This window comes from Thioalkalivibrio sp. ALE21 (assembly GCF_003208255.1).
GTDB lineage: Bacteria > Pseudomonadota > Gammaproteobacteria > Ectothiorhodospirales > Ectothiorhodospiraceae > Thioalkalivibrio > Thioalkalivibrio halophilus.
In genome coordinates this window covers 294,666-315,959 of record NZ_QKMA01000002.1, presented here as the reverse complement: position 1 = coordinate 315,959, position 21,294 = coordinate 294,666, and the positions used below count along the sequence as shown (strand labels likewise).

The window sequence follows — 21,294 nt, the reverse complement described above, 5'->3', positions numbered from 1 at the left end:
GAGCTGGCCCGGCATTTGCTTGGGATTGGTTTGAGCGGGGGCGAGGCACCGTCGTCCCGTGTGGAAGCCGGAGGTAACGCATGAGTGAAATGCAGATCCAGAACGTGTTGCAGCAGATGCGGCAGCTCTCGGAAAGCGGGAGCGTCGAGGCTCCTGCGTCCGGAGGTGGAACCGGTCAGGCCGGTGGCGCCGACTTCCAGAACGTCCTGCGTGACTCGCTGCGCAACGTGAACGAGGTGCAGCAGGAGGCGACCGATCTGCAGACCCGTTTTGAACTGGGCGATGAAAACGTGTCCCTGCCGCAGGTGATGGTGGCGATGAACAAGTCCAGCCTGGCGTTCGAGGCCACCAATCAGGTGCGCAACCGCCTGCTGGATGCCTATCAGGAAATCATGCGGATGCAGGTGTAGGCCTGTAATCCCTCCGGAGAGACGTGATCATGGCCGCAGCACAGCAAAGTCTGCCCGCCGTCGTCAGCGGCGGCATCAAGGATTTCGGCACCATGCCGGCCGGCCGACAGCTGGCCCTGATCGGCATGCTGGCCGGTGCGCTGGCCGTGATTGCGGGGATCGTATTCTGGGCGATGAGCCCCACCTTCGTCCCGCTGTATTCGTCGCTCGACCAGGACGAGGCCGCGGAGGTGGTGACCGCGCTGGACGGGGCCGGCATCCGCTACCGTATTGATACGAATACCGGTCAGATCAAGGTGCCGCGCGGCGATGTGGGTGAAGCCCGCCTGCATCTGGCCGGTGAAGGGCTGCCGCGTTCCGGGGATGTCGGCTTCGAGCTCCTGCAGGAGGACACCGGGATCGGCACCAGCCGGATGATGGAAAGCGCGCGCCATCGCCGGGCGATGGAAGGCGAGCTGGGCCGTACCGTCTCTTCGCTGGACGCGGTCGAGCGTGCCCGCGTGCACATCGCCGAAGGACAGGATTCGGTCTTCGTGCGTGAACGCACCCCGGCGACCGCCTCGGTAACCGTGCACCTGCACGGGGGCCGCTCCCTGAGCGAATCGCAGGTCCGGGCCATCGTCCACATGGTGGCCTCCAGTACCTCGGACCTGTCGCCCGAAAACGTGACCGTGGTCGACCAGCAGGGCCGGCTGCTGACCGAGGACGGAATGGAAGAGAGCGGCATGCGCAGCAGTGGCGACCGTCTGTCGTTCCAGGGTCAGGTGGAGCGCCGCTATGCCGAGGCGATCCGGGATCTGCTGTCGCCGCTCGTGGGCGGCGACCGCGTGCGGGTCCAGGTATCGGCGGACATCGATTTTTCCGAAATCGAACGTACCGAAGAACTCTACGACCCCGACACGATCGCGCTGCGTTCGGAGCAGATCTCCGAAGATGTTCGCGGGGACGCCGGCGAAGGGCCGATGGGCGTGCCGGGCGCGCTGACCAATCAGCCGCCCGCCGGGGGCGCCGTGGGCGAAGAAGAAGGCGAAGGCGCGGAAAATGGTGAGAATGGGGCGGCCGGTCAGCGCTCGGGGTCCGCGACGCGCAACTACGAGGTGGATCGTCGCATCGCCCACATCCGCGAAATGCCCGGCGGCGTCGAGCGGCTGTCGACCGCCGTGGTGGTCGATTTCCGCGAGGAAGTGGGCGAGGATGGCGAGGTCCAGCGCGTCGCACGCGACGCCGAGGAAATCGAGCGTCTGGAGAACCTGGTCCGCCAGGCGGTGGGCTTCAGCGAGCAGCGCGGGGATTCGATCAACGTGGTCAGTGCTCCGTTCGAGGCGCCGGTGGAGGAAGAAATCGTCGAGGCAGAACGCCCGTTCTGGACCCAGGCCTGGTTCATGGAGCTGGCCAAGCTCATCGGGGCGCTGATGCTGGCCCTGATCATCCTGCTGACCGTGATCCGTCCGGCCCTGAAACATCTGATGAGCGGTGCAACCGCGCGCCCGGCGCAGCAGCCGCAGGCGGAGTCGGACGAGAATCTCGCCCTGACCGACCAGAGCGGGGAATCTGCGGCCGGTGGTGGCGGTCCCAGCGGTGAGGGCTCCGCGGTGGCTTCGCTGACCGGGCCGGAAGAGGATCAGCAGGAGATGGACCTCGAGGCCGTGCGGGGGATGGTGAAGGAAGATCCCAAGCGCGTGGCGCAGGTAATGAAGACCTGGTTGAACGAAGATGGCCGATAGCAAGAAGTCCAAACTGGATGGCGCGGAACGGGCGGCCGTGTTCATGATGAGCCTCGGTGAGGATTCCGCCGCCGAGGTCATGCGCCACATGGGGCCCAAGGAGGTCCAGAAGATCGGCGCGGCCATGGCCAACATGGAGCGCATCTCGCGCACCGACGTGAACGCGGTGCTGGAGGACTTCTCCGGGCACGTGCGCGAGCAGACCGCGCTGGGTATCGGCGCCGATGATTATGTACGCAGCGTGCTGCAGAACGCGCTGGGCGAGGACAAGGCCGAGGGCCTGATCGACCGTATCCTGCTGGGGCGCAACTCCAAGGGGATCGATGCCCTGAAGTGGCTGGACCCGCGCGCGATTGCCGACATGCTGCGCAACGAGCACCCGCAGATCGTCGCCATCGTGATGTCGCACGTGGACGCGGATCAGGCCGCCGAGACCCTCAGCTATCTGCCCAAGCGGGTACAGTCCGACGTGGTGATGCGCATCGCGACCCTGGACGGGGTGCAGCCCTCGGCACTGCAGGAGCTGGATGACATCCTCGACCGTCAGCTTTCCGGCAACAACACCGCCAAGACCTCGATGGTCGGCGGGGTGAAGACGGCCGCGGACATCATGAACCTGATGGACGGGTCGCGCGAGGCGGAGATCATGGATACGGTCAGCGAGATGGACCAGGATCTGGCCGGCCGTATCGAGGAGCTGATGTTCGTCTTCGACAACCTGATCGACGTCGACGACCGCGGGATCCAGACCCTGCTGCGGGAGGTGTCCACCGAATCCCTGGTGCTGGCGATGAAGGGTGCCGACGACGACCTGAAAGACAAGATCTTCAGCAACATGTCCAAACGCGCCGCCGAAATGCTGCGCGAGGACCTGGAAGCCAAGGGGCCGGTGCGCGTGTCCGAGGTCGAGGGGGCGCAGAAGGAGATCCTGCAGGTCGCTCGCCGCCTGGCGGAGAACGGTGAGATCGTGCTTGGCGGCAAGGGCGGGGAGCAGATGCTGTGAGCGTGCACGACGCCGGGTCCGCCAGCGCGGCCTCCCTGTGGGAGCCGCCGGAGTTCGACGAGAACGGCAACGAGCCGGAACAGCGGCGCCTGCCCACCGCCGCCGAGATCGAGGCGATCGAGGAAGAGGCGCGCCAGAACGGTTTCGAGCGGGGCTACGCCGAGGGCCATGAACTGGGCAAGCAGGAGGCCGAAAAGGCGGCGCGGGCGCGCGAGGAAAAGAAGCTGCGCGAGGCCGTGGCGGCCCTGGAGTCGGTGGGTCAGGGGCTCAGCGATCCGCTGGCCGATGCCGCGGATTCCCTGGAACCGGAACTCCTGTCGCTGGTGACCGCGCTGGCGCGCCAGGTGATCCGGGTGGAGCTGCAGACTCGTCCGGAGATCATCCGCGAGGTACTGGATGAGGCGATGCGGCAGCTGCCGGGGCGCAATCGCAGCGTGCGGGTCCATCTGAACCCCGAGGACCAGGCCCTGGTCGAGCAATGGGGGTCCGCGCAGGCGGGCGAGATCAGCTGGGTCCCGGACCCGGAACTGGCGCGCGGTGGCTGTCGGGTTGAGGCGGGTGCGTCCGAAGTGGATGCCAGTCTGGAGCGCCGTCTGCGGCAGGCCGTGGAGGCCATCTGGGACGGCCACGCGAACGTGCCGGACACGGATCCGGAGCCGCGCGAGCCGGTCGAGGCCCCCGCGCATGACAGGGCTGCCCCGGAGAAGCGAGAGGAACCCGGGGACGATGCGTCGGCCCGTGATGAGGAGGATCCGGCATGACCGCCAGTATTCGCGATGCCCATACACGCCAGCGCGACGGGCTCACCGCGGGCCTGCGCGAACGGCTGGAGCAGTCGCGCGGGCGGGTCGAACGGGTGGCGGCCCCGCAGTCGCAGGGGATCCTGTCGCGCGTGACCGGTCTGACCCTGGAGGCCGAGGGCCTGCGCCTGCCGCTGGGCGGCCGCGCCCTGATCCATGGCGAACGGGGCGAAACCGTGCCCGCCGAGGTCGTCGGATTCCAGAACGACCGGACGTTCCTGATGCCGGAGGAGGCGGCCGCCGGGCTGGTGCCCGGGGCCCGCATCGAGCCGGTGGACACCCAGCGTTCGGTCCCGGTGGGCAATGGCCTGCTGGGGCGGGTGATCGACGCCCGTGGCGAGCCACTGGACGGCCTCGGGCCGATCCGAACGCATGACCGCGCCACCCTCAACGGACAGCCGATCAACCCGCTGTCGCGCGCCCCGGTGCGCGAGCCTCTGGATACCGGCGTACGCGCGATCAACGCGCTGCTGTCGGTCGGGCGCGGCCAGCGGCTGGGGCTGTTCGCCGGTTCCGGCGTGGGCAAGAGCGTGCTGCTGGGGATGATGACCCGCCACACCAGCGCCGACGTGATCGTGGTCGGGCTGATCGGGGAACGCGGGCGCGAGGTCAACGACTTCATCCACGAGATCCTGGACGAGGAATCCCGCCGGCGTACGGTGGTGGTGGCGGTCCCGGCCGATCAATCGCCGCTGCTGCGCCAGCACGGGGCCTGGGTGGCGACCACGGTGGCGGAACAGTTCCGTGACCAGGGGCTGAACGTGCTGCTGCTGATGGACTCGCTGACCCGCTTCGCCCAGGGCGCGCGCGAGATCGCGATGGCCATCGGCGAACCGCCGGCCTCCAAGGGGTATGCGGCCTCGGTGTTCGCGCGCCTGCCGCAGCTGGTGGAGCGTGCCGGCAATGGTGACGTGGGCGGGGGCTCGATCACCGGATTTTATACGGTGCTGGCCGAGGGGGATGACCCCAACGATCCGATCGTGGACGCTGCGCGCGCGATCCTTGACGGGCATGTAGTGCTCTCGCGCGAGATCGCCGAGACCGGTCGCTACCCGGCCATCGATGTCGGTGCATCGATCTCGCGCGTGATGAGTGCGCTGACGACGCCCGAACACGAGAAAGCGGCACGGCGGTTCCGTGATCTGGCCGCCACCTATCAGCGCAACCGCGACCTGATCTCGGTGGGGGCCTACCGCAAGGGTGCCGATCCACACCTCGACCAGGCCGTGGCGATGCATGACCGGCTGGAGCAGTTCCTGGCGCAGGGCACGACCGAGGCGGTGGATTTTGCCACCGCGCGGGATCAGCTGATCGCACTCACCGGGGGCGGGGCATGAATCCGCAGCGCATCGAACGGCTGTTGCGCATCCGCCAGATCGGCGAGACCGAGGCGACTCGCGAACTGGGCGAACGCATTGCTCAGCTGAACGCCGCCGAGGCCCAGCGCGAGCAGCTGGAAACCTTCCAGCAGGAATACCTGGCGGCCTCCATGCCGCAGGACCCCAACACCCTCAAGTGGCTGGCCGGCATGCGGCAGAAGCTGCGCGAGGCGCTGGAACAGCAGGCCCTGCGCATCCAGGCGGCCGAAAGCCAGGTGGAGACGGCTCGCGAGCAATGGCTGGAACACCATCGCGACTGCATGTCGCTGGAAAAGCTGCTGGAACGCACGCGAGCCGAAGACCAGCGTCATCAGGCCCGGCGGCAGCAGGTGGAGCAGGACATGTGGGCGACCCGCCAGGCCTTCGCACGGGAACCGGAATCCGGTGAACGTACGGTGAACTGGCAGGAATCTTGAAAGGCACGAGTACGCAGCCCCCGCAGGGGCGGACGCGCGCGGTGCGCGCAACAGGCGAGGACGGGACATGATCGCAGCACAGGCATCGGGACAGGGGCTGGGAGCGCTGGCGCAGCTGCTCGACGGCGGCGAGGGTATGGATCGGCTCAAGGAATTGAAAGACAAGGGAAAAGGCGGGGAAGACGGTTTCCTGAAGGCACTCCGCCCGCAGCTGGAAGCGATGCTGGGCGCGCTCGGGGTGGATGATTCCGAGCTGGCCGAGCTGGATCTGGAAGGACTGATCCAGCGGTTCCAGGATCTCCTGCAGGGGCAGGATCTGACCGCTGTGGACGGCATGCAATTGCCGCCCGGCTGGCTCACCGGCGAGGAAAGTGACGGAGAGATCGACGGCCGCGAGCTGCGCAGTCTGCTGGAAGACGGGCCCGAGTCCGGAGCGGCGGGCGACGGCATCCCGGTTTCCCTGATGCGCCTGTTCCTGCAGGCCGGCCCGGAAGGGCAGAACCCGGGGTCGCGGCTGCAGGAACTTGCTCCGGGGGCGCTGACCGGCGGTGGCTCGCGTGAAGGGACCACCGAGGTCCTGGCCCAGTGGCTGACGCAGGCCTCGGAATCGGCGCGCAGCGGCCGTGAGAATGCGCAGGCACTGGCCCAGCCGGCGACCCAGGCCTCCGATGCCGAGGGCGCGCGGGGCGGCGGGATGCGGCTGGATCTGACCCGTCTGCTGCAGACTTCGGGCGATCGCCAGCTTGCGGAGCAGATCCAGATGATGGCGCAGGCCCGTGGCGGGCGCACCGAGATGAAACTGCATCCGCCTCAGCTGGGGGTCCTGGATGTGCGGGTCAGCATGGAGGGGGATCGTGCCAGCGTACAGTTCTTCAGTACCAACCCCGTGACCCGCGAGGTGCTGGAAGCGGCAATGCCGCGCCTGCGTGACAGTCTGGCCGACAGCGGGCTCGAGCTCGCCGATGCCTCGGTGTCGGATGAACCGCCGGAGGATTCCGCGGATACCGAGATGGCCGGCGACGGTTACGGCGGCGGGGATGAGCCCGGTGTCGCCACGGGTGCGGATGGCGAAGGGAGCGATGAAGAAGAAGGCCCCGTCGCCCCCGGCAGCACCCTTTCCTTCCTCAACCGTCGGGTGGACCTCTTTGCCTGAGGCCCGTTCCGGCAGACCGCCCGCCAGAATTTCGACGCGTCGCTCGGACGAACAACCGGTTCGTTGACGCATGAATCGGGCGGCGCCTTGACCCCGCGGGGTATCTTTTCCACTGAAAAGACCACAACCTGCTGTTTCTAAAATAATCTTTGTTCATGGCACCGCGCTTGCTTGGGTTCGGGCAGCGAATCCACGCAACGCGGGTGTGTCATGGCGGAGAAGGAAGTCGAACTCGAGAACAAGGGGGGCGGCGGCAAGAAATGGATGATCATCATCCTCCTGGTCGTCGCCGTTCTGCTCGCCGGCGGCGGAGGCGCGGCCGCCTGGTTTCTGCTGTCTCAGGAGGCTGACGAAACGGCGGAAGATCTGCCGCCCGAGCGCCACTATTCATCGCTCGATCCCATGACGGTGAACATCGATGCCCCGGGAAGCGTGCAGTTCCTGCGCGTGCAGATCGGTCTGGTGTCCACCGACCCGGCGGTCCTGGAAGCCGTGGAGGATCATCTTCCCGTAGTCCGCAACGACATCCTCGGCGTCCTCTCGGATCAGGAATATACCGAGCTGAACACGCGGGAAGGCAAGGAAGCGCTGGCGGAGGACCTGACGGCCACCGTCCGTGCGATCCTGGAGTCGCGCGAAGCGCCCTTCGATCTGGAGCGCGTGGTGTTCACCGAACTGGTCATGCAGTAAGGCGCGCGTCATGGCACAGCAAACCGACATCCTGAGCCAGGACGAGATCGACGCGCTGCTGCACGGCGTCGATGCCGGTGACGTCGAGACCGAGGAGGAAGAGTTCCCCAGCGACGGTCAGGCGCGCGAATTCAACTTTGCTACCCAGGACCGGATCGTGCGCGGGCGCATGCCCACGCTCGAGATGATCAACGAGCGCTTTGCCCGGCATCTGCGCGTGCGGCTGTTCAACATGCTGCGGCGTTCGGCCGAGATCTCGGTCAGCGGCACCCGGCTGACCAAGTTTTCCGAGTACATGCACTCGCTGTTCGTGCCCACCAGCCTGAACCTGGTGCGCGCGCATCCACTGCATGGCACCGGACTGTTCGTGTTCGATCCCAAGCTGGTGTTCATCCTGGTGGACAACTTCTTCGGCGGCGACGGGCGCTTCTACACCCGCATCGAGGGCCGTGACTTCACCCCGATGGAAATGCGGGTGGTGCACAGCATCCTCGAGGGCGCGTTCGAGGACATGACCAAGGCCTGGGAGCCGGTCATGGACATCGACTTCGAGTTCCTCAACTCCGAGGTCAATCCCCAGTTCGCGAACATCGTGAGCCCCACCGAGATCGTGGTGATCAACGAATTCCACATCGAGCTGGATGGCGGCGGCGGCAATCTCCACGTGACGCTGCCGTATTCGATGATCGAACCGATCCGCGAGCAGCTGGATACCGGTATCCAGTCGGATCGCTCCGATGTCGATCAGCGCTGGATGAACGCCCTGCGGGAAGAGGTTCAGGACGCGGACGTGGAGATCGCCTCGGTGCTCACCGAGGCGGAGGTCACCGTGCAGGAGCTGCTGGACATCAAGCCGGGCGACATCATTCCGGTGGACATCCCCGAAGAAGTCACTCTGAAGGTCGAGGATATCCCGCTGCTGCGCGGCAAGTTCGGGGTTTCGAATGGCCAGAACGCGATCAAGATCAACGGTCGCGTACAACGATAGGGAAGAGGACAGGACGATGGCAGACGACGACAAGCGTCCGGATCAGGAAACCGAACAGGGCGACGGCGAGGAGTCGGTGGATCAGGATGCCCTGGCCGATGAATGGGCTGCGGCCCTGGCGGAGCAGGATGACAGCTCCGGGGGCGAGGCGGAGGACCCCGACGCACTGTTGGCCCAGGCGCAGTCCAATTCGCACGAGAGCGATGCGGCCAACGCCGCGTCCACTGGCACCGGCGGCCGCAGCAAGGCGGCTGCCGGGGGCGAAAAGGAACGCAAGCACAAGCCGGATCCCAACGCACAGCCACTGGAACCGGATGAACTGACCGATTCCGGGGGCGGCGAAGAAGAAGACGTGAATCTGGACATGGTGCTGGACGTGCCGGTGACCATCTCCATGGAGATCGGCCGCACCCGCATCCCGATCCGTAACCTTCTGCAGCTCAACCAGGGTTCGGTCGTGGAGCTGGAACGCCTGGCCGGGGAGCCGCTGGACGTGCTGGTCAACGGGACCCTGATCGCGCACGGCGAGGTCGTGGTGGTGAACGAGAAATTCGGGATCCGCCTGACCGACGTGATCAGCCCCAGCGAACGCATCCGGAAGCTGAAATAGTCATGTGCTCGCGTGTTCTTCCCGGATCGCTCTGGCTGCTGGCGCTGCTGCCGGCCGGCGCCCTGGCCGACGAGGACGGCGGCGCAATGAACGCTGCGGCCTACCTGACGCAGCTGATTGGCGGGCTGATGATCGTGATCGTGGCGATCGTGGTGCTGGCCTGGGTGCTCCGGCGCACCCAGGGGAGCGTGGGCCACGGTCGGCAGATGATCGATGTCCAGTCGGTCCGCTCGGTGGGTGCCCGTGAACGGCTGATGCTGGTTCGCGTGGGTGATGAACAGGTGCTGATCGGCGTGGCGCCCTCGGGGATCCGCACGCTGCACACCATGGAGACGCCGGTCGAGGTGCCGGCCGGGGGCGAAGGCCCCGATTTTTCCGGCGTGCTGAAGCGCGCGGTACGTTCGCGCCGCGCCAGCGGGGGAGGACAGGAGTCGTGAGTCTGCGGAGCTTTTTCCCCTGGCTGCTGCCGGGGTTGTGGCTGCTGCCCGGCCTGGCGGGCGCTCAGGTGGGGCAGGGCATCGAGGCGGTGACCATCACCACGGACGAGGACGGCGGGGAGACCTGGTCGGTGACCCTGCAGATCCTCGTGCTGATGACGCTGCTGACCCTGCTGCCGGCGGCCCTGATCATGATGACCGCCTTCACCCGGATCCTGATCGTGCTGGCGATCCTGCGCCAGGGCCTGGGCACGTCCCAGACACCGTCCAACCAGATCCTGATCGGGCTGGCGTTCTTTCTCACGCTGTTCGTGATGGCGCCGGTGTTCGAAGAGATCCACGAGGTGGCGGTGGAGCCCTACCTGGCCGAGGAGATCGGCACCGAAGAGGCCCTGGAAACGGGTATCCAGCCGCTGCGGGGTTTCATGCTGGAGCAGACCCGCGAAAGCGATCTGCGAATGTTCGCGGAGATCAACGGTATCGACGGCTTCGAGGATCCCGACGACATCCCGCTGTCGCTGCTGGTGCCGTCGTTCGTGACCAGTGAGCTGAAGACGGCGTTCCAGATCGGGTTCCTGATCCTGATCCCGTTCCTGATCATCGATCTGGTGGTGGCCTCGGTGCTGATGTCGATGGGCATGGTGATGCTGTCGCCGCTGATCATCTCGCTGCCGTTCAAGGTGATGCTGTTCGTGCTGGTGGACGGCTGGGCCCTGCTGATGAACACGCTGGCAACCAGCTTTTTTGTTTAGGAGAGGCGGATGACACCCGAAACGGTCGTGGATATCGGGCGCGAGACGCTGATGGTGGTGGTCCTCCTGGCGGCGCCGCCGCTGCTGACGGCGCTGGCCGTGGGCCTGGCGATCGGCATGCTGCAGGCGGCGACCCAGATCCAGGAAATGACCCTGTCGTTCATTCCCAAGCTGCTGGCGATGTTCGCCGCGCTGCTGATCAGTGGACACTGGATGCTGTCGCTGGTGATCGAGTTCACCGAGCGCCTGTACGAGAACGCGCCGGGAATGGTGGGCTAGGGGGCCTCGTGGAGATCACCACCGACCAGATGCTGGTGTGGGTGGCCGCAGTGATGTGGCCGCTGGCCCGGATTGGCGCGATGCTGGTGGTCATGCCGATCTTCGGCGGCGACCAGCTGAACGCGCGCATGCGCATGGGCCTGGCGCTGGTGCTCGCGGTGGTGGTGGCGATGCAGGAGCCCGCCCTGCCCGAGGTGGATCCGATCAGCCTGGAGGGGGCGATCGTGACCCTGCATCAGGTCCTGATCGGCCTGACCATGGGTTTCATCCTGCAGCTGGTGTTCTCCGCACTGACGCAGGCGGGGGAGGTGGTGGCCCTGTCGATGGGGCTGGGCTTCGCCTCGGTCATGGATCCGGCGCAGGGCATTCAGGTACCGGTGATCTCCACGGTGTTCGTGACCATGGCCACGCTGATCTTTCTCGCCCTGAACGGCCATCTGATCCTGTTCGAACTGCTGCTGGCGAGCTTCGAGACCATGCCGGTCGCGCCATCCGGACTGGATGCGGAGGCCTTCATGCAGGTGGCGCTGTTCGGCCAGACGATGTTTGCCGGGGCGGTGCTGGTAGCACTGCCCGCGGTCGCCTCGCTGCTGGTGGTGAACATCTCCATGGGGGTCATCACGCGGGCCTCCCCTCAGCTCAACATCTTCGCCGTCGGCTTCCCGATGATGATCCTGATGGGCTTCGTCCTCCTGCTGCTGATCCTGCCCGGGCTGCCCGAGCGCGTGGGCGAGCTGGCCATGGAAGGTTTCGGACTGATGCAGGTCCTGCTGGGGTTCTGACATGGCGGAGAACGAGAACGGACAGGAAAAAACCGAAGAGCCGACCCAGAAACGGCTCCGCGAGGCGCGCGAGAAGGGTCAGGTCCCGCGCTCGCGGGAGCTGTCGACCTTTCTGGTGCTGATCACCGCCGGGATCTTCATGCTGTTCTTCGGCCCGACCCTGGGCGGACAGCTGGCCAACCAGACCCGGGCCCGTCTGGACTTCGAGCCGGAGCTGGCCCATGACCCGGATCTGTTGCTGCCCTATCTGGCGGATCAGATCTTCCAGACGCTGATGGCGCTGCTGCCGCTGTTCGGGATCCTGATGGTGGCGGCGGTGATGGCGCCCATCCTGATCGGCGGCGCCAATTTCTCCTGGCAGGCGGCGGCGCCCAAGGCGTCGAAGCTGAACCCGATCAAGGGCCTGCAGCGGATATTTTCCTGGCAGGGGCTGATGGAGTTCGGCAAGACCCTCGCCAAGTTCACGCTGGTCGGCACGGTCGCGATGCTGACTCTGTGGACGTTCTCCGACCGTCTGCTGGGGCTGGGCTACGAGCCACTGCACCAGGGTGTGTCGCATGCGGCCCAGATCGCGCTCGGCACCTTCATCGCGGTGTCGGCGGCGCTGATCATCGTGGCGGCGATCGACGCGCCGTTCCAGATGTGGAATCACCAGAAGCAGCTGCGGATGACGCGGCAGGAGCTCAAGGACGAGTACAAGGAGACCGACGGCAAGCCCGAGGTCAAGCAGAAGATCCGCCAGCAACAGCAGGAAATGGCCCAGCGCCGGATGATGGAAGAGGTGCCGAAGGCCGACGTGGTGATCACCAACCCCACGCACTATGCCGTGGCGATCGTCTACGAGGCCTCGAAGATGTCGGCGCCGAAGGTGGTGGCCAAGGGCGTCGACGAGGTCGCGGCGAATATCCGCGAGATCGCCGACGAGCACGACATCATCCGGGTCGAGGCACCGAAGGTGGCGCGCGCACTCTATTTCACCACCGACCTGGACCGGGAGATTCCCGACGGCCTGTTCGTCGCGGTGGCGCGCATCCTCGCCTACGTTTACCAGCTCAAGCGGGCCGACCAGGGCGTGGACATGCCGGACGATCTGCCGGTGCCGGACGAATATCTCGATCCCCACCAGGGACGCCACGGCCGGCGCCGGGAGGATGACGCATGAGCTTCCTCGATCGCCTGAGCGGCATGGGCCGCTGGGGGCTGGGCGCCCCGCTGCTGCTGATCGCGATGCTGTCGATGATGGTGCTGCCGCTGCCGCCGGTGGCGCTGGACGTGCTGTTCACCTTCAACATCGCGCTGTCGCTGGTGGTGATCATGGTCGCGGTGTACACCCCGCGGCCGCTGGAATTCGCGGTGTTTCCCACGGTGCTTCTGGTGGCAACCCTGCTGCGTCTGGCGCTGAACATCGCCTCCACCCGGGTGATCCTGCTGGAAGGGCATACCGGAACGGACGCGGCCGGGCAGGTCATCCAGGCCTTCGGCGACTTCGTGGTCGGCGGCAACTACGCGGTCGGCCTGGTGGTGTTCGCGATCCTGATCATCATCAACTTCGTGGTGGTAACCAAGGGTGCGGGGCGCGTGTCCGAGGTCAGCGCCCGCTTTACCCTGGATTCGATGCCGGGCAAGCAGATGGCGATCGATGCCGACCTCAATGCGGGCCTTCTGACCCAGGAAGAGGCGCGCCGACGGCGTGACGAGATCGCCCAGGAGGCCGACTTCTACGGTTCCATGGACGGGGCCTCGAAGTTCGTGCGCGGGGACGCCATCGCCGGGATTTTGATCCTGTTCGTGAACATCATCGGCGGACTCACCATCGGCGCCCTGCAGCACGGGATGTCCATCGGCGATGCCGCCACCAACTATGTCCTGCTGACCATCGGTGACGGCCTGGTGGCGCAGATCCCGTCGCTGGTGCTGTCCTCGGCCACGGCCATCATCGTGACCCGCGTATCCACCACCCAGGACATGGGCCAGCAGGTCATCGGCCAGATGTTCTCCAACCCGCGCGTGATGTACGTCGTGGGTGGGGTGATCGCGTCGCTGGGCATGGTGCCGGGGATGCCCAATGCGGTGTTCCTGGGCCTGGCTTCGCTGGTCGCCGGCGGCGGTTACCTGATGTCGCGCCGGCGGCACGAGGAGGCAGCCGAGGTGGAGCGTCTGCCGGAGGCCGAGCAGGAACCCTCGCCGGAGAACCGCGAGCTGTCGTGGGACGACGTGCCGCCGGTGGACCTGGTGTCGCTGGAGGTCGGCTACCGCCTGATCCCGCTGGTGGACCGGACCCAGGACGGCCAGCTGATGGGGCGGATCAAGGGCGTACGCCGCAAGCTGTCGCAGGAGCTGGGCTTCCTGCTGCAGCCGGTGCATATCCGCGACAACCTCGAGCTGAGTCCGAACACCTACCGCATCGCCCTTCTGGGCGTGACCGTCGCCGAGGCCGAGGTGTTCCCGGACAAGGAGCTGGCGATCAATCCGGGCGAGGTCTTCGGTGAGGTACCGGGGACGCCGACCAAGGATCCGACGTTCAACCTGGATGCCCTGTGGATCGACCCCGAGAACCGCGAACAGGCGCAGGGGGCCGGCTACACCGTGGTGGACGTGTCCACGGTGATCGCGACCCATCTGTCGCAGGTGTTCCGCGAAAACGCACACCGGCTGATCGGCCACGAGGAGGCCCAGCACCTGCTGGACCAGCTGGCGCAGCGTTCGCCCAAGCTGGTGGAAAACCTGGTGCCGAAGACGCTGTCGCTGAGCGTGATCCTGAAGGTGCTGCAGAACCTGCTGGCCGAGCAGGTCTCCATCCGCGATCTGCGCACGATCGCCGAAACCCTGGCAGAGGAGGGTGCCAAGAGTCAGGATCCCGGCACTTTGACCGCCGCGGTGCGGGTCGCGCTGTCGCGCTCCATCGTCCAGGACCTGGTGGGACCGGAGGAGGAGCTGCCCCTGATCGCCCTCGACCCTTCGTTGGAACAGCTTTTGCATAAGTCTCTGCAGGGCAGCAATGGCGACACCGTCGGACTGGAGCCGGGCCTGGCCGAACGCCTGCAACGATCGGTGGGCGAGGCCGCCCAGCGCCAGGAGGCGGCGGGACAGCCGGCGGTGCTGGTGGTGGCCCCGGAAATCCGCTCCTGGATCGCCGGGTGGCTGCGGGGCGCGGTGCGCAACCTGACCGTGCTCGCATTCACCGAGATCCCGGACAACCGGCGGATCCGGGTGGTGGCCACGGTGGGACAGGATGAAGCAGACAAGAAGTCGGCGTGATGTGCGAACGGGCATGGCCTGAAGCACCAGTCAACGATCGGCGGGAGAGCGAACGATGAATGTCAGACGATACCGGGCACGGGACATGCGCGACGCGATGCGCCAGGTCCGCGAGGAGCAGGGCGAGGACGCCGTAATCCTGTCCAGCCGCCGGGTCGACGGCTGGCTGGAGGTGGTCGCGGCCCTCGATGGCGGCGAGGCGCCCGCCGGAACGGCGGAGGGTGACGGCCGGGGTGCCCCGCGGCAGGACGACGCCGGTAGCGGGGCACGCTCCGCCCGGGAATCGGCGCGACAGGGTGTGCGCGATGAACCGGCCCCGCGCGGTGAGCACCCCCGCGCGCCGGAGCCCGCGGCGGCTTCCGCCGGCGGGGGGTCGGGTGCCGGGTCCCGGCAGCGACCGGCCCCGCAGTGGCCCACCGACCCCGAGGTGTCCGCGATGCGTCAGGAACTGCGGGATCTGCGCAGTCTGCTGACGCGGCAGTACGAAGAGAACGAGCAGGCCCGCTGGGCGGCGCGGCATCCACTGGCGGCCGAATGCAAGGCGCGGCTGATGGATCTGGGCTTCCGCGAGCCGCTGGCGCGCAGCCTGGCCGGCAGCATCCTCGACGATCACACCTCGGAGGAGGCATGGGAGCGCCTGCGGGCGCGCCTGTCGGGTGCCATCGTGACCGCGCGCGCCTCCATCCTCGACGAGGGCGGGGTGCTCGCGCTGGAGGGACCGACGGGGGTCGGCAAAACCACCACCATTGCACGGATTGCACTGCGCCAGATCCGCCGCATGGGGCCGGATTCGGTCACCCTGGTCACCATGGACGCCCAGCGCATCGGCGCGACGCGGCAGTTGCAGGCCTTCGGCCAGATGGCGGGAACCGCGGTGCGTGTGGTGGAAACCGAGGCCGAGCTGCGCGAGATGGCGCGGCGCTCGGCGGGCAGCGGGCACCTGATCCTGGTGGATACCGCCGGGCAGTCGCCGCGTACCGCTCCGCGGGAACCCCTGCTGACGGACATGCCTGCGGACGTGCGCGCGGAGACCTGGCTGGTGATCGCGGCCACTACCCAGGGCATGGCCCTGCGCCGGGTGCTGGAGGCTTTCGCCCCCACGGAACCCTCGGCCCTGGTACTGACCAAGCTGGACGAGGCGGAACAGCTGGGCGAGGTGCTTTCGGTACTGCTGGACCAGCCGCTGGGTGTTGCGTTCATGAGCGACGGCCAGCGCATCGCCGAGGATTTCCATCGCGTGGATACCGGACATCTGACCCGCCTGGCGCTGCAGGAAGAACCCGAGCACGGGGCGGCCGATGCCTGGGTCGACGAGGCGATGCAGGCCTGGCGGCGGCGCCAGGCGACGGAACGCGAGGCCCGGCGACCGCGATCCGCGGACGAGCCGGCCGCGGGCGAGGAGCCCGCGCCGCTCGAAATGATTCAACCGGTGCTGAAGGGACATCATGTCACACAACACTAAGCCCCTGAAGGTGGTCGCGGTGGCCTCGGGCAAGGGCGGGGTCGGCAAGACCAATGTCTCGGTCAACCTGTCGGTCGGACTGGCCCGACTGGGACGCGAGGTCATGCTGTTCGATGCGGACCTGGGGCTCGCAAACGTCGATGTGCTGCTGGGCCTGCGTCCGCAGCGGACGCTGCACGACCTGGTGACCGGGGACGTCGAGGATCTGGAAGACGTGATCATCGAGGGCCCGGAGGGAATCCGCGTGGTGCCTTCCGCGTCCGGGATCGCGACCATGGCCAACCTGAGCCGGCCGGAACATCACGGCCTGATCCAGGCCTTCAGCATGTATACGCGACCGCTGGACGTGCTGGTGGTGGATACCGCGGCCGGGTTGCAGGAGTCGGTGACCAGTTTCTGTCAGGCCGTGCAGGAGACCCTGGTGGTGGTCACCGACGAGCCGGCATCGATGACCGACGCCTATGCGCTGATCAAGGTCCTGCATCGGGATCATGGCGTGAACCGGTTCCGCGTGGTCGCGAACATGGTGCAGGGCCGTGCCGGGGCGGAACGCGTGATGCAGAAGCTGCAGGCGGTTTGTTCCACCTATCTGCCGGAGGTCATACTGGATCTGGTGGGCGTGATTCCGCTGGATGATGCCCTGCGCCAGGCGGTGCAGAAACGGGCGCCGGTGGTGCAGCAGTCCCCGGGCAGCCCGGCGGGACGGGCGTTCCTCGAGCTCGCGCGCAAGGTCGACGGCTGGCCGGTGGCCCGCGGCGCCAGCGGGGGGGTTGGATTCTTCGTCGAGAGGATGCTGCAAAGCGCATGAACACGCCAAAGAACAGACTTTCGGGATACGCCCGGGCGGGGACCGGGGGACCGGATCAGCTGGTCGCGGACCACGTCGAGCTGGTGAATCGGATCGCCCATCACCTGATGGCCCGGCTGCCGGCCTCGGTGCAGGTGGATGACCTGGTGCAGGCAGGCATGGTGGGGCTGATCGAGGCCGCGCGGCAGTTCGAAGGCGGCCAGGGGGCGACCTTCGCCACCTACGCCGGGATCCGCATCCGCGGGGCGATGATCGACGAGCTGCGTCGCAGCGACTGGACGCCGCGCTCGGTGCACCGCAACAGCCGGCGGATCTCCGAGGCGATGCAGACGGTGGAGGCCCGCGAGGGCCGCGCCGCTCGCGCTCCGGAGATCGCCGAGGAGCTGGGCGTCCCGGTGGAAACCTACTACCAGATGCTGGATGATCATGCCGGTGCCCATCTGTTCGCGCTGGACGAGGTGGGCGGCCCGGAGGGCGAGGCGGATCGCGTGCTGGAAGGGCAGGAGCAGTCCCCGTCGCGGCGCATCGAGGCCGGGGAGTTCCGCGAGGAACTGGCCGGCGCACTGGGCGATCTGCCCGAGCGCGAACGACTGGTGCTCAACCTGTACTACACCGAAGAACTCAACCTGCGCGAGATCGGTGCGGTGCTGGACGTGACCGAATCGCGCGTCAGCCAGATCCGCAGCCAGGCGGTGCACCGTCTGCGGGCGCGTCTGGGCTCGTGGCTCGAAGACGTCGAGTCCCTGCAGATATTCTAAGGTTCAAACACATTCCCGGAGCGAACTGTGGACAAGGGTATGAAAATCCTGATCGTGGACGACTTCTCCACGATGCGGCGCATCATCAAGAATCTCCTGCGGGATCTTGGCTTCAACAACACCATGGAGGCCGACGACGGGAGCACCGCCCTGCCGATGCTGCAGAACGGCGACTTCGATTTTCTGATCACCGACTGGAACATGCCCAACATGCCGGGCATCGACCTCCTGCGCGAGGTGCGCAAGGACGAGCGGCTGAAATCGTTGCCGGTGCTGATGGTCACGGCCGAAGCCAAGCGCGATCAGATCGTGGAGGCGGCAGAGGCCGGCGTGAACGGTTACATTGTGAAGCCCTTCACGGCCGAGACGCTCAAGGAGAAGATCGAAAAGATCTTCGAACGTATTGAAGCTCAAGGCTGAATACCGCGACCGGCTGACACGGCAAGAGAGACCCGATGACCGAACAAGAGAATGCCTCCGGGGAAGACCGGCTCGCGCTGGCGCGGGAGCTGGTGGGCGCTCTGGAAGGCGGTGACGAGGAGGCTTCGCGCCGCCTGATCCAGGAGCTCGCGCGGCCTTACGAGCGCGAACTGTTCGACGAACTGGGCAAACTGACCCGCGAACTGCACGAGGCCCTGGAGAGCTTCCGGGGCGATTCGCGTCTGGTCGAGCTGGCGCAGGACGAGATTCCGGATGCACGCGAGCGTCTGAGTTACGTGGTGACCCAGACCGAACAGGCCACGCACGAAACCCTGAATGCGGTGGAATCGTCCCTGCCGATTGCCGAGGCGTTCGCCGGGCGTGCCGCGGAACTCACCGAGAAATGGACCCGGTTCCGCAACCGCGAACTGTCGGTGGAGGAATTCCGCGAGTTCGCGCGCGAACTCGATGCGTTTTTCGAACAGACCGGCAAGGACACCGAAGAACTGCGCCGGTTGCTGTCGCAGGTCCTGATGGCACAGAGCTACCAGGATCTCACCGGGCAGGTGATCCGGCGGGTCATCCGTCTGGTCACGGACCTGGAGGAAAGCCTGGTCTCGCTGATCCGCCTGTCTTCCGGGCGCTTGGAGAAGGATGCCCGGGCGGCGGCCGAACAGGCCCCGGAGGCGGAAGAAACCGCACGCGAGGAGGACCGCCGCGGGCATGGACCCGCGGTGCCCCACACTCAAGATTCCGGCACGGATGTCGTTCAAGGACAGGACGAGGTGGACGATCTGCTGTCGAGCCTGGGGTTCTAGGGTCCGTCCCGGGATCCCCTTGCACCGGCAGCCATCTGCCGACGATTCGAGTCACCGGAACGGAGAGACCGCATGGCCATCGACCCCAACGACGAAATCCTCCAGGACTTCCTGATCGAGGCGGGGGAGCTGCTGGAAGGCCTGAACGAACAGCTGATCGACCTGGAACAGCATCCGGACGATACCGATCTGCTGAATGCGGTCTTCCGCAGTTTCCATACCATCAAGGGCGGGGCCGGTTTTCTCGGGCTGGACCCGCTGGTGACGGTCTGCCACAACGCCGAAGACGTCTTCAACCTGTTGCGCAATCACGAACGTCAGGTGGACGGTCATCTGATGGACACGATGCTGCGGGTCCTGGACTCGCTCAACGTGATGTTCGGCGAGCTGCGCGACGGCCAGGAGCCGACGCCGGCGCCCGAAGATCTGGTCGACACCCTGCGAAGCATGGCGCGCAACGAAACGGTCCCCGCCGCCGGCGGCGGGGACGAAGCCGCCCCGGTCGCGGAAGAAACGCCGGACGCGGCTCCGGCCGGGGAGGCAGCACCGGGATCGGCCGACGACTGGCCGGAGGAGGCGCTGGAGGAAGCGGCCGAGCCGGCGCCGGCAGCGGATGACGCGCCGGGCGACGACGAAGTCCGCGTGGGTGCCGGGGACGAGATCACCGACGACGAGTTCGAGGCCCTGCTGGACAGCCTGCACGGAGACCAGCCACCGAAACCGGTGGATCCGGGCACGGCAGCGGAGTCGGCCCCGGATGTCGCGGCCACGGATGGCGGTGACGCGGGTGGTGGCGACGACGAGATCACCGACGATGAGTTCGAGAGCCTGCTCGACGAACTGCAGGCGAAAGGAGCCGGCCCACCCACCACGCCGGCCGAACCGGCCGAGCCGGGCCCGTCCGCCGCTGCGGAACCGGTTCCGGAAGGTTCGGCGTCCGCCGCCGGGGCCGGCGGCACCGAACACGCGGACACCGCGCCTGCCGCAGAGCCGGCGGCAGCCTCGCCCGGAGGCACGGGCGGGAAGGAACAGAAGGCGGAAAGTTCCGGTCCGGCGCCCACGTCCGGCGGTGGGCGCGGCGGTGCTTCCGGCGGGGGTGCCGGGGGCGGCGGCCAGGGCGGTGGCGGAAATCAGGGCGAGACTTCGGTGCGCGTGGATACCGAGCGCCTCGACGAGATCATGAATCTTGTGGGCGAGCTGGTGCTGGTGCGCAACCGGCTGAGCATGCTGCGCTCCGAGCACGTGGACGATGAACTGGGCAAGGCGATCAGTTCGCTGGCGCTGGTGACCTCCGACCTCCAGGCCTCGGTAATGAAGACCCGCATGCAGCCGGTGAAGAAGGTCTTCAACCGTTTCCCTCGCGTGATCCGCGATCTCTCCCGGAATCTGGGCAAGGAAATCGATCTGGAGATCTTTGGCGAGGAGACCGACCTCGACAAGAACCTGGTCGAGGCCCTGTCGGACCCGATGGTGCATCTGGTGCGCAATGCGGTGGACCACGGGATCGAGATGCCCGACGAGCGCGAGGCAGCCGGCAAGCCGCGGCGCGGCACGGTGGTCCTCGGGGCCGCCCAGGAGGGCGACCATATCGCCCTGATCATCAAGGACGACGGACGTGGCATGGATCCGGATGCGCTACGCCGCAAGGCGGTGGAAAAGGAGCTGATGGAGCCCGCGATGGCCGAGCGCATGACCGACCGCGAGGCCTTCAACGTGATCTTCATGGCCGGCTTTTCGACCAAGGCCGAGATCTCGGATGTCTCCGGCCGGGGCGTGGGCATGGACGTGGTCAAGACCAGCCTGAACCAGCTCAACGGCACCGTGGAGATCGAATCGGAGGTCGGCGTCGGCACGACGTTGCGGGTGAAGCTGCCGCTGACCCTGGCGATCCTGCCGGCGCTGATGGTGATCCTGGGCGAACGCCGTTTCGCGATCCCGCTGGCGGCGGTCTCCGAGATCCTCGATCTGGACCTCACCCAGACCCATTACGTGGACGAGCAGGAAGTCATTGTGGTGCGCAACCAGACCCTGCCGATCCATTATCTGTCGCGCTGGGCGAAGCCCGGCGTGGAACCGGAACCCCGCGAGAACGCCCATGTGGTCGTGGTCCATGCGGCCGACCGCAAGGTCGGCCTGGTGGTCGACGGTCTGGTGGGGCAGGAAGAAGTTGTCATCAAGCCTCTGGGCCAGAATCTTCAGGGGGTCAAGGGCCTGGCGGGCGCTACCATTACCGGCGATGGTGGCATTGCACTCATTCTGGATGTCTCGGACCTGGTCACCCTGCTGGTGAATCAGGTACCGGGCAGCGGGCGCGCGCGCCGGGCCGCCCGACGAGCTGAGGGCTGAG

General features: G+C 66.9%; 22 protein-coding genes. All 22 read left to right on the top strand.

Translation table 11 applies throughout. The features are described 5' to 3' along the window. The first annotated feature begins 80 nt into the window (after positions 1–80). Positions 81–410, top strand: coding sequence for a flagellar hook-basal body complex protein FliE (gene fliE / locus D893_RS03155; RefSeq protein ID WP_018869492.1), 330 nt, complete (start codon positions 81–83; stop codon positions 408–410). 29 nt (positions 411–439) lie between these two features. Further along, positions 440–2,134: a flagellar basal-body MS-ring/collar protein FliF gene (gene fliF, locus D893_RS03150; protein ID WP_110619119.1), complete on the top strand. Its 1,695-nt coding sequence runs from the start codon at positions 440–442 to the stop codon at positions 2,132–2,134. Next, positions 2,124–3,137, top strand: a complete 1,014-nt coding sequence (fliG, locus tag D893_RS03145) for a flagellar motor switch protein FliG (RefSeq protein ID WP_018945934.1) — start codon at positions 2,124–2,126, stop codon at positions 3,135–3,137. Before fliF ends, fliG begins: the two co-directional genes overlap by 11 nt. Further along, entirely contained in the window at positions 3,134–3,898 is a 765-nt protein-coding gene (locus D893_RS03140; RefSeq protein WP_018945935.1) for a FliH/SctL family protein, read from the top strand. Before fliG ends, D893_RS03140 begins: the two co-directional genes overlap by 4 nt. After that, entirely contained in the window at positions 3,895–5,274 is a 1,380-nt protein-coding gene (locus D893_RS03135; RefSeq protein ID WP_018945936.1) for a FliI/YscN family ATPase, read from the top strand. Before D893_RS03140 ends, D893_RS03135 begins: the two co-directional genes overlap by 4 nt. Then, positions 5,271–5,732: a flagellar export protein FliJ gene (fliJ, locus tag D893_RS03130; RefSeq protein WP_018945937.1), complete on the top strand. Its 462-nt coding sequence runs from the start codon at positions 5,271–5,273 to the stop codon at positions 5,730–5,732. The genes D893_RS03135 and fliJ overlap by 4 nt, the downstream gene beginning before the upstream one ends. A 67-nt stretch (positions 5,733–5,799) precedes the next feature. Continuing rightward, entirely contained in the window at positions 5,800–6,885 is a 1,086-nt protein-coding gene (locus D893_RS03125) for a flagellar hook-length control protein FliK (protein WP_024328907.1), read from the top strand. A gap of 210 nt (positions 6,886–7,095) precedes the next feature. Continuing rightward, complete coding sequence (locus D893_RS03120) at positions 7,096–7,575, top strand: flagellar basal body-associated FliL family protein (protein ID WP_018945939.1); 480 nt, start codon at positions 7,096–7,098, stop codon at positions 7,573–7,575. A 10-nt stretch (positions 7,576–7,585) separates the two neighbouring features. After that, complete coding sequence (gene fliM, locus D893_RS03115) at positions 7,586–8,563, top strand: flagellar motor switch protein FliM (RefSeq protein ID WP_018945940.1); 978 nt, start codon at positions 7,586–7,588, stop codon at positions 8,561–8,563. A 16-nt stretch (positions 8,564–8,579) separates the two neighbouring features. After that, the gene (fliN, locus tag D893_RS03110) at positions 8,580–9,173 is read left to right on the top strand and encodes a flagellar motor switch protein FliN (protein ID WP_018945941.1); all 594 of its coding nucleotides are present in this window, start codon (positions 8,580–8,582) and stop codon (positions 9,171–9,173) included. Positions 9,174–9,175: 2 nt separating this feature from the next. Next, the gene (gene fliO, locus D893_RS03105; protein ID WP_018945942.1) at positions 9,176–9,610 is read left to right on the top strand and encodes a flagellar biosynthetic protein FliO; all 435 of its coding nucleotides are present in this window, start codon (positions 9,176–9,178) and stop codon (positions 9,608–9,610) included. After that, positions 9,607–10,362 (top strand): flagellar type III secretion system pore protein FliP, encoded by a 756-nt coding sequence (gene fliP / locus D893_RS03100; RefSeq protein WP_110619118.1) that lies wholly within the window; start codon positions 9,607–9,609, stop codon positions 10,360–10,362. The genes fliO and fliP overlap by 4 nt, the downstream gene beginning before the upstream one ends. Before the next feature lie 9 nt (positions 10,363–10,371). Then, positions 10,372–10,641 (top strand): flagellar biosynthesis protein FliQ, encoded by a 270-nt coding sequence (gene fliQ, locus D893_RS03095; protein WP_018869480.1) that lies wholly within the window; start codon positions 10,372–10,374, stop codon positions 10,639–10,641. A gap of 8 nt (positions 10,642–10,649) precedes the next feature. Continuing rightward, complete coding sequence (gene fliR, locus D893_RS03090; RefSeq protein ID WP_019570008.1) at positions 10,650–11,423, top strand: flagellar biosynthetic protein FliR; 774 nt, start codon at positions 10,650–10,652, stop codon at positions 11,421–11,423. 1 nt (position 11,424) lies between these two features. After that, positions 11,425–12,585 (top strand): flagellar biosynthesis protein FlhB, encoded by a 1,161-nt coding sequence (gene flhB / locus D893_RS03085; protein WP_018945944.1) that lies wholly within the window; start codon positions 11,425–11,427, stop codon positions 12,583–12,585. Continuing rightward, entirely contained in the window at positions 12,582–14,681 is a 2,100-nt protein-coding gene (gene flhA / locus D893_RS03080; protein ID WP_018945945.1) for a flagellar biosynthesis protein FlhA, read from the top strand. Before flhB ends, flhA begins: the two co-directional genes overlap by 4 nt. A 55-nt stretch (positions 14,682–14,736) precedes the next feature. After that, complete coding sequence (gene flhF, locus D893_RS03075; protein WP_110619117.1) at positions 14,737–16,143, top strand: flagellar biosynthesis protein FlhF; 1,407 nt, start codon at positions 14,737–14,739, stop codon at positions 16,141–16,143. Continuing rightward, a complete protein-coding gene (locus D893_RS03070; RefSeq protein ID WP_019570004.1) occupies positions 16,127–16,951 on the top strand; it encodes a MinD/ParA family protein in 825 nt (274 codons plus the stop codon). The genes flhF and D893_RS03070 overlap by 17 nt, the downstream gene beginning before the upstream one ends. After that, entirely contained in the window at positions 16,948–17,709 is a 762-nt protein-coding gene (locus D893_RS03065; protein WP_018945948.1) for an RNA polymerase sigma factor FliA, read from the top strand. The genes D893_RS03070 and D893_RS03065 overlap by 4 nt, the downstream gene beginning before the upstream one ends. A gap of 39 nt (positions 17,710–17,748) precedes the next feature. Then, entirely contained in the window at positions 17,749–18,129 is a 381-nt protein-coding gene (locus D893_RS03060) for a chemotaxis response regulator CheY (RefSeq protein WP_018945949.1), read from the top strand. A gap of 35 nt (positions 18,130–18,164) precedes the next feature. Further along, entirely contained in the window at positions 18,165–18,947 is a 783-nt protein-coding gene (locus D893_RS03055; protein WP_018945950.1) for a protein phosphatase CheZ, read from the top strand. Between the two features lie 72 nt (positions 18,948–19,019). Next, positions 19,020–21,293: a chemotaxis protein CheA gene (locus D893_RS03050; protein ID WP_110619116.1), complete on the top strand. Its 2,274-nt coding sequence runs from the start codon at positions 19,020–19,022 to the stop codon at positions 21,291–21,293. Position 21,294 lies beyond the last annotated feature (1 nt).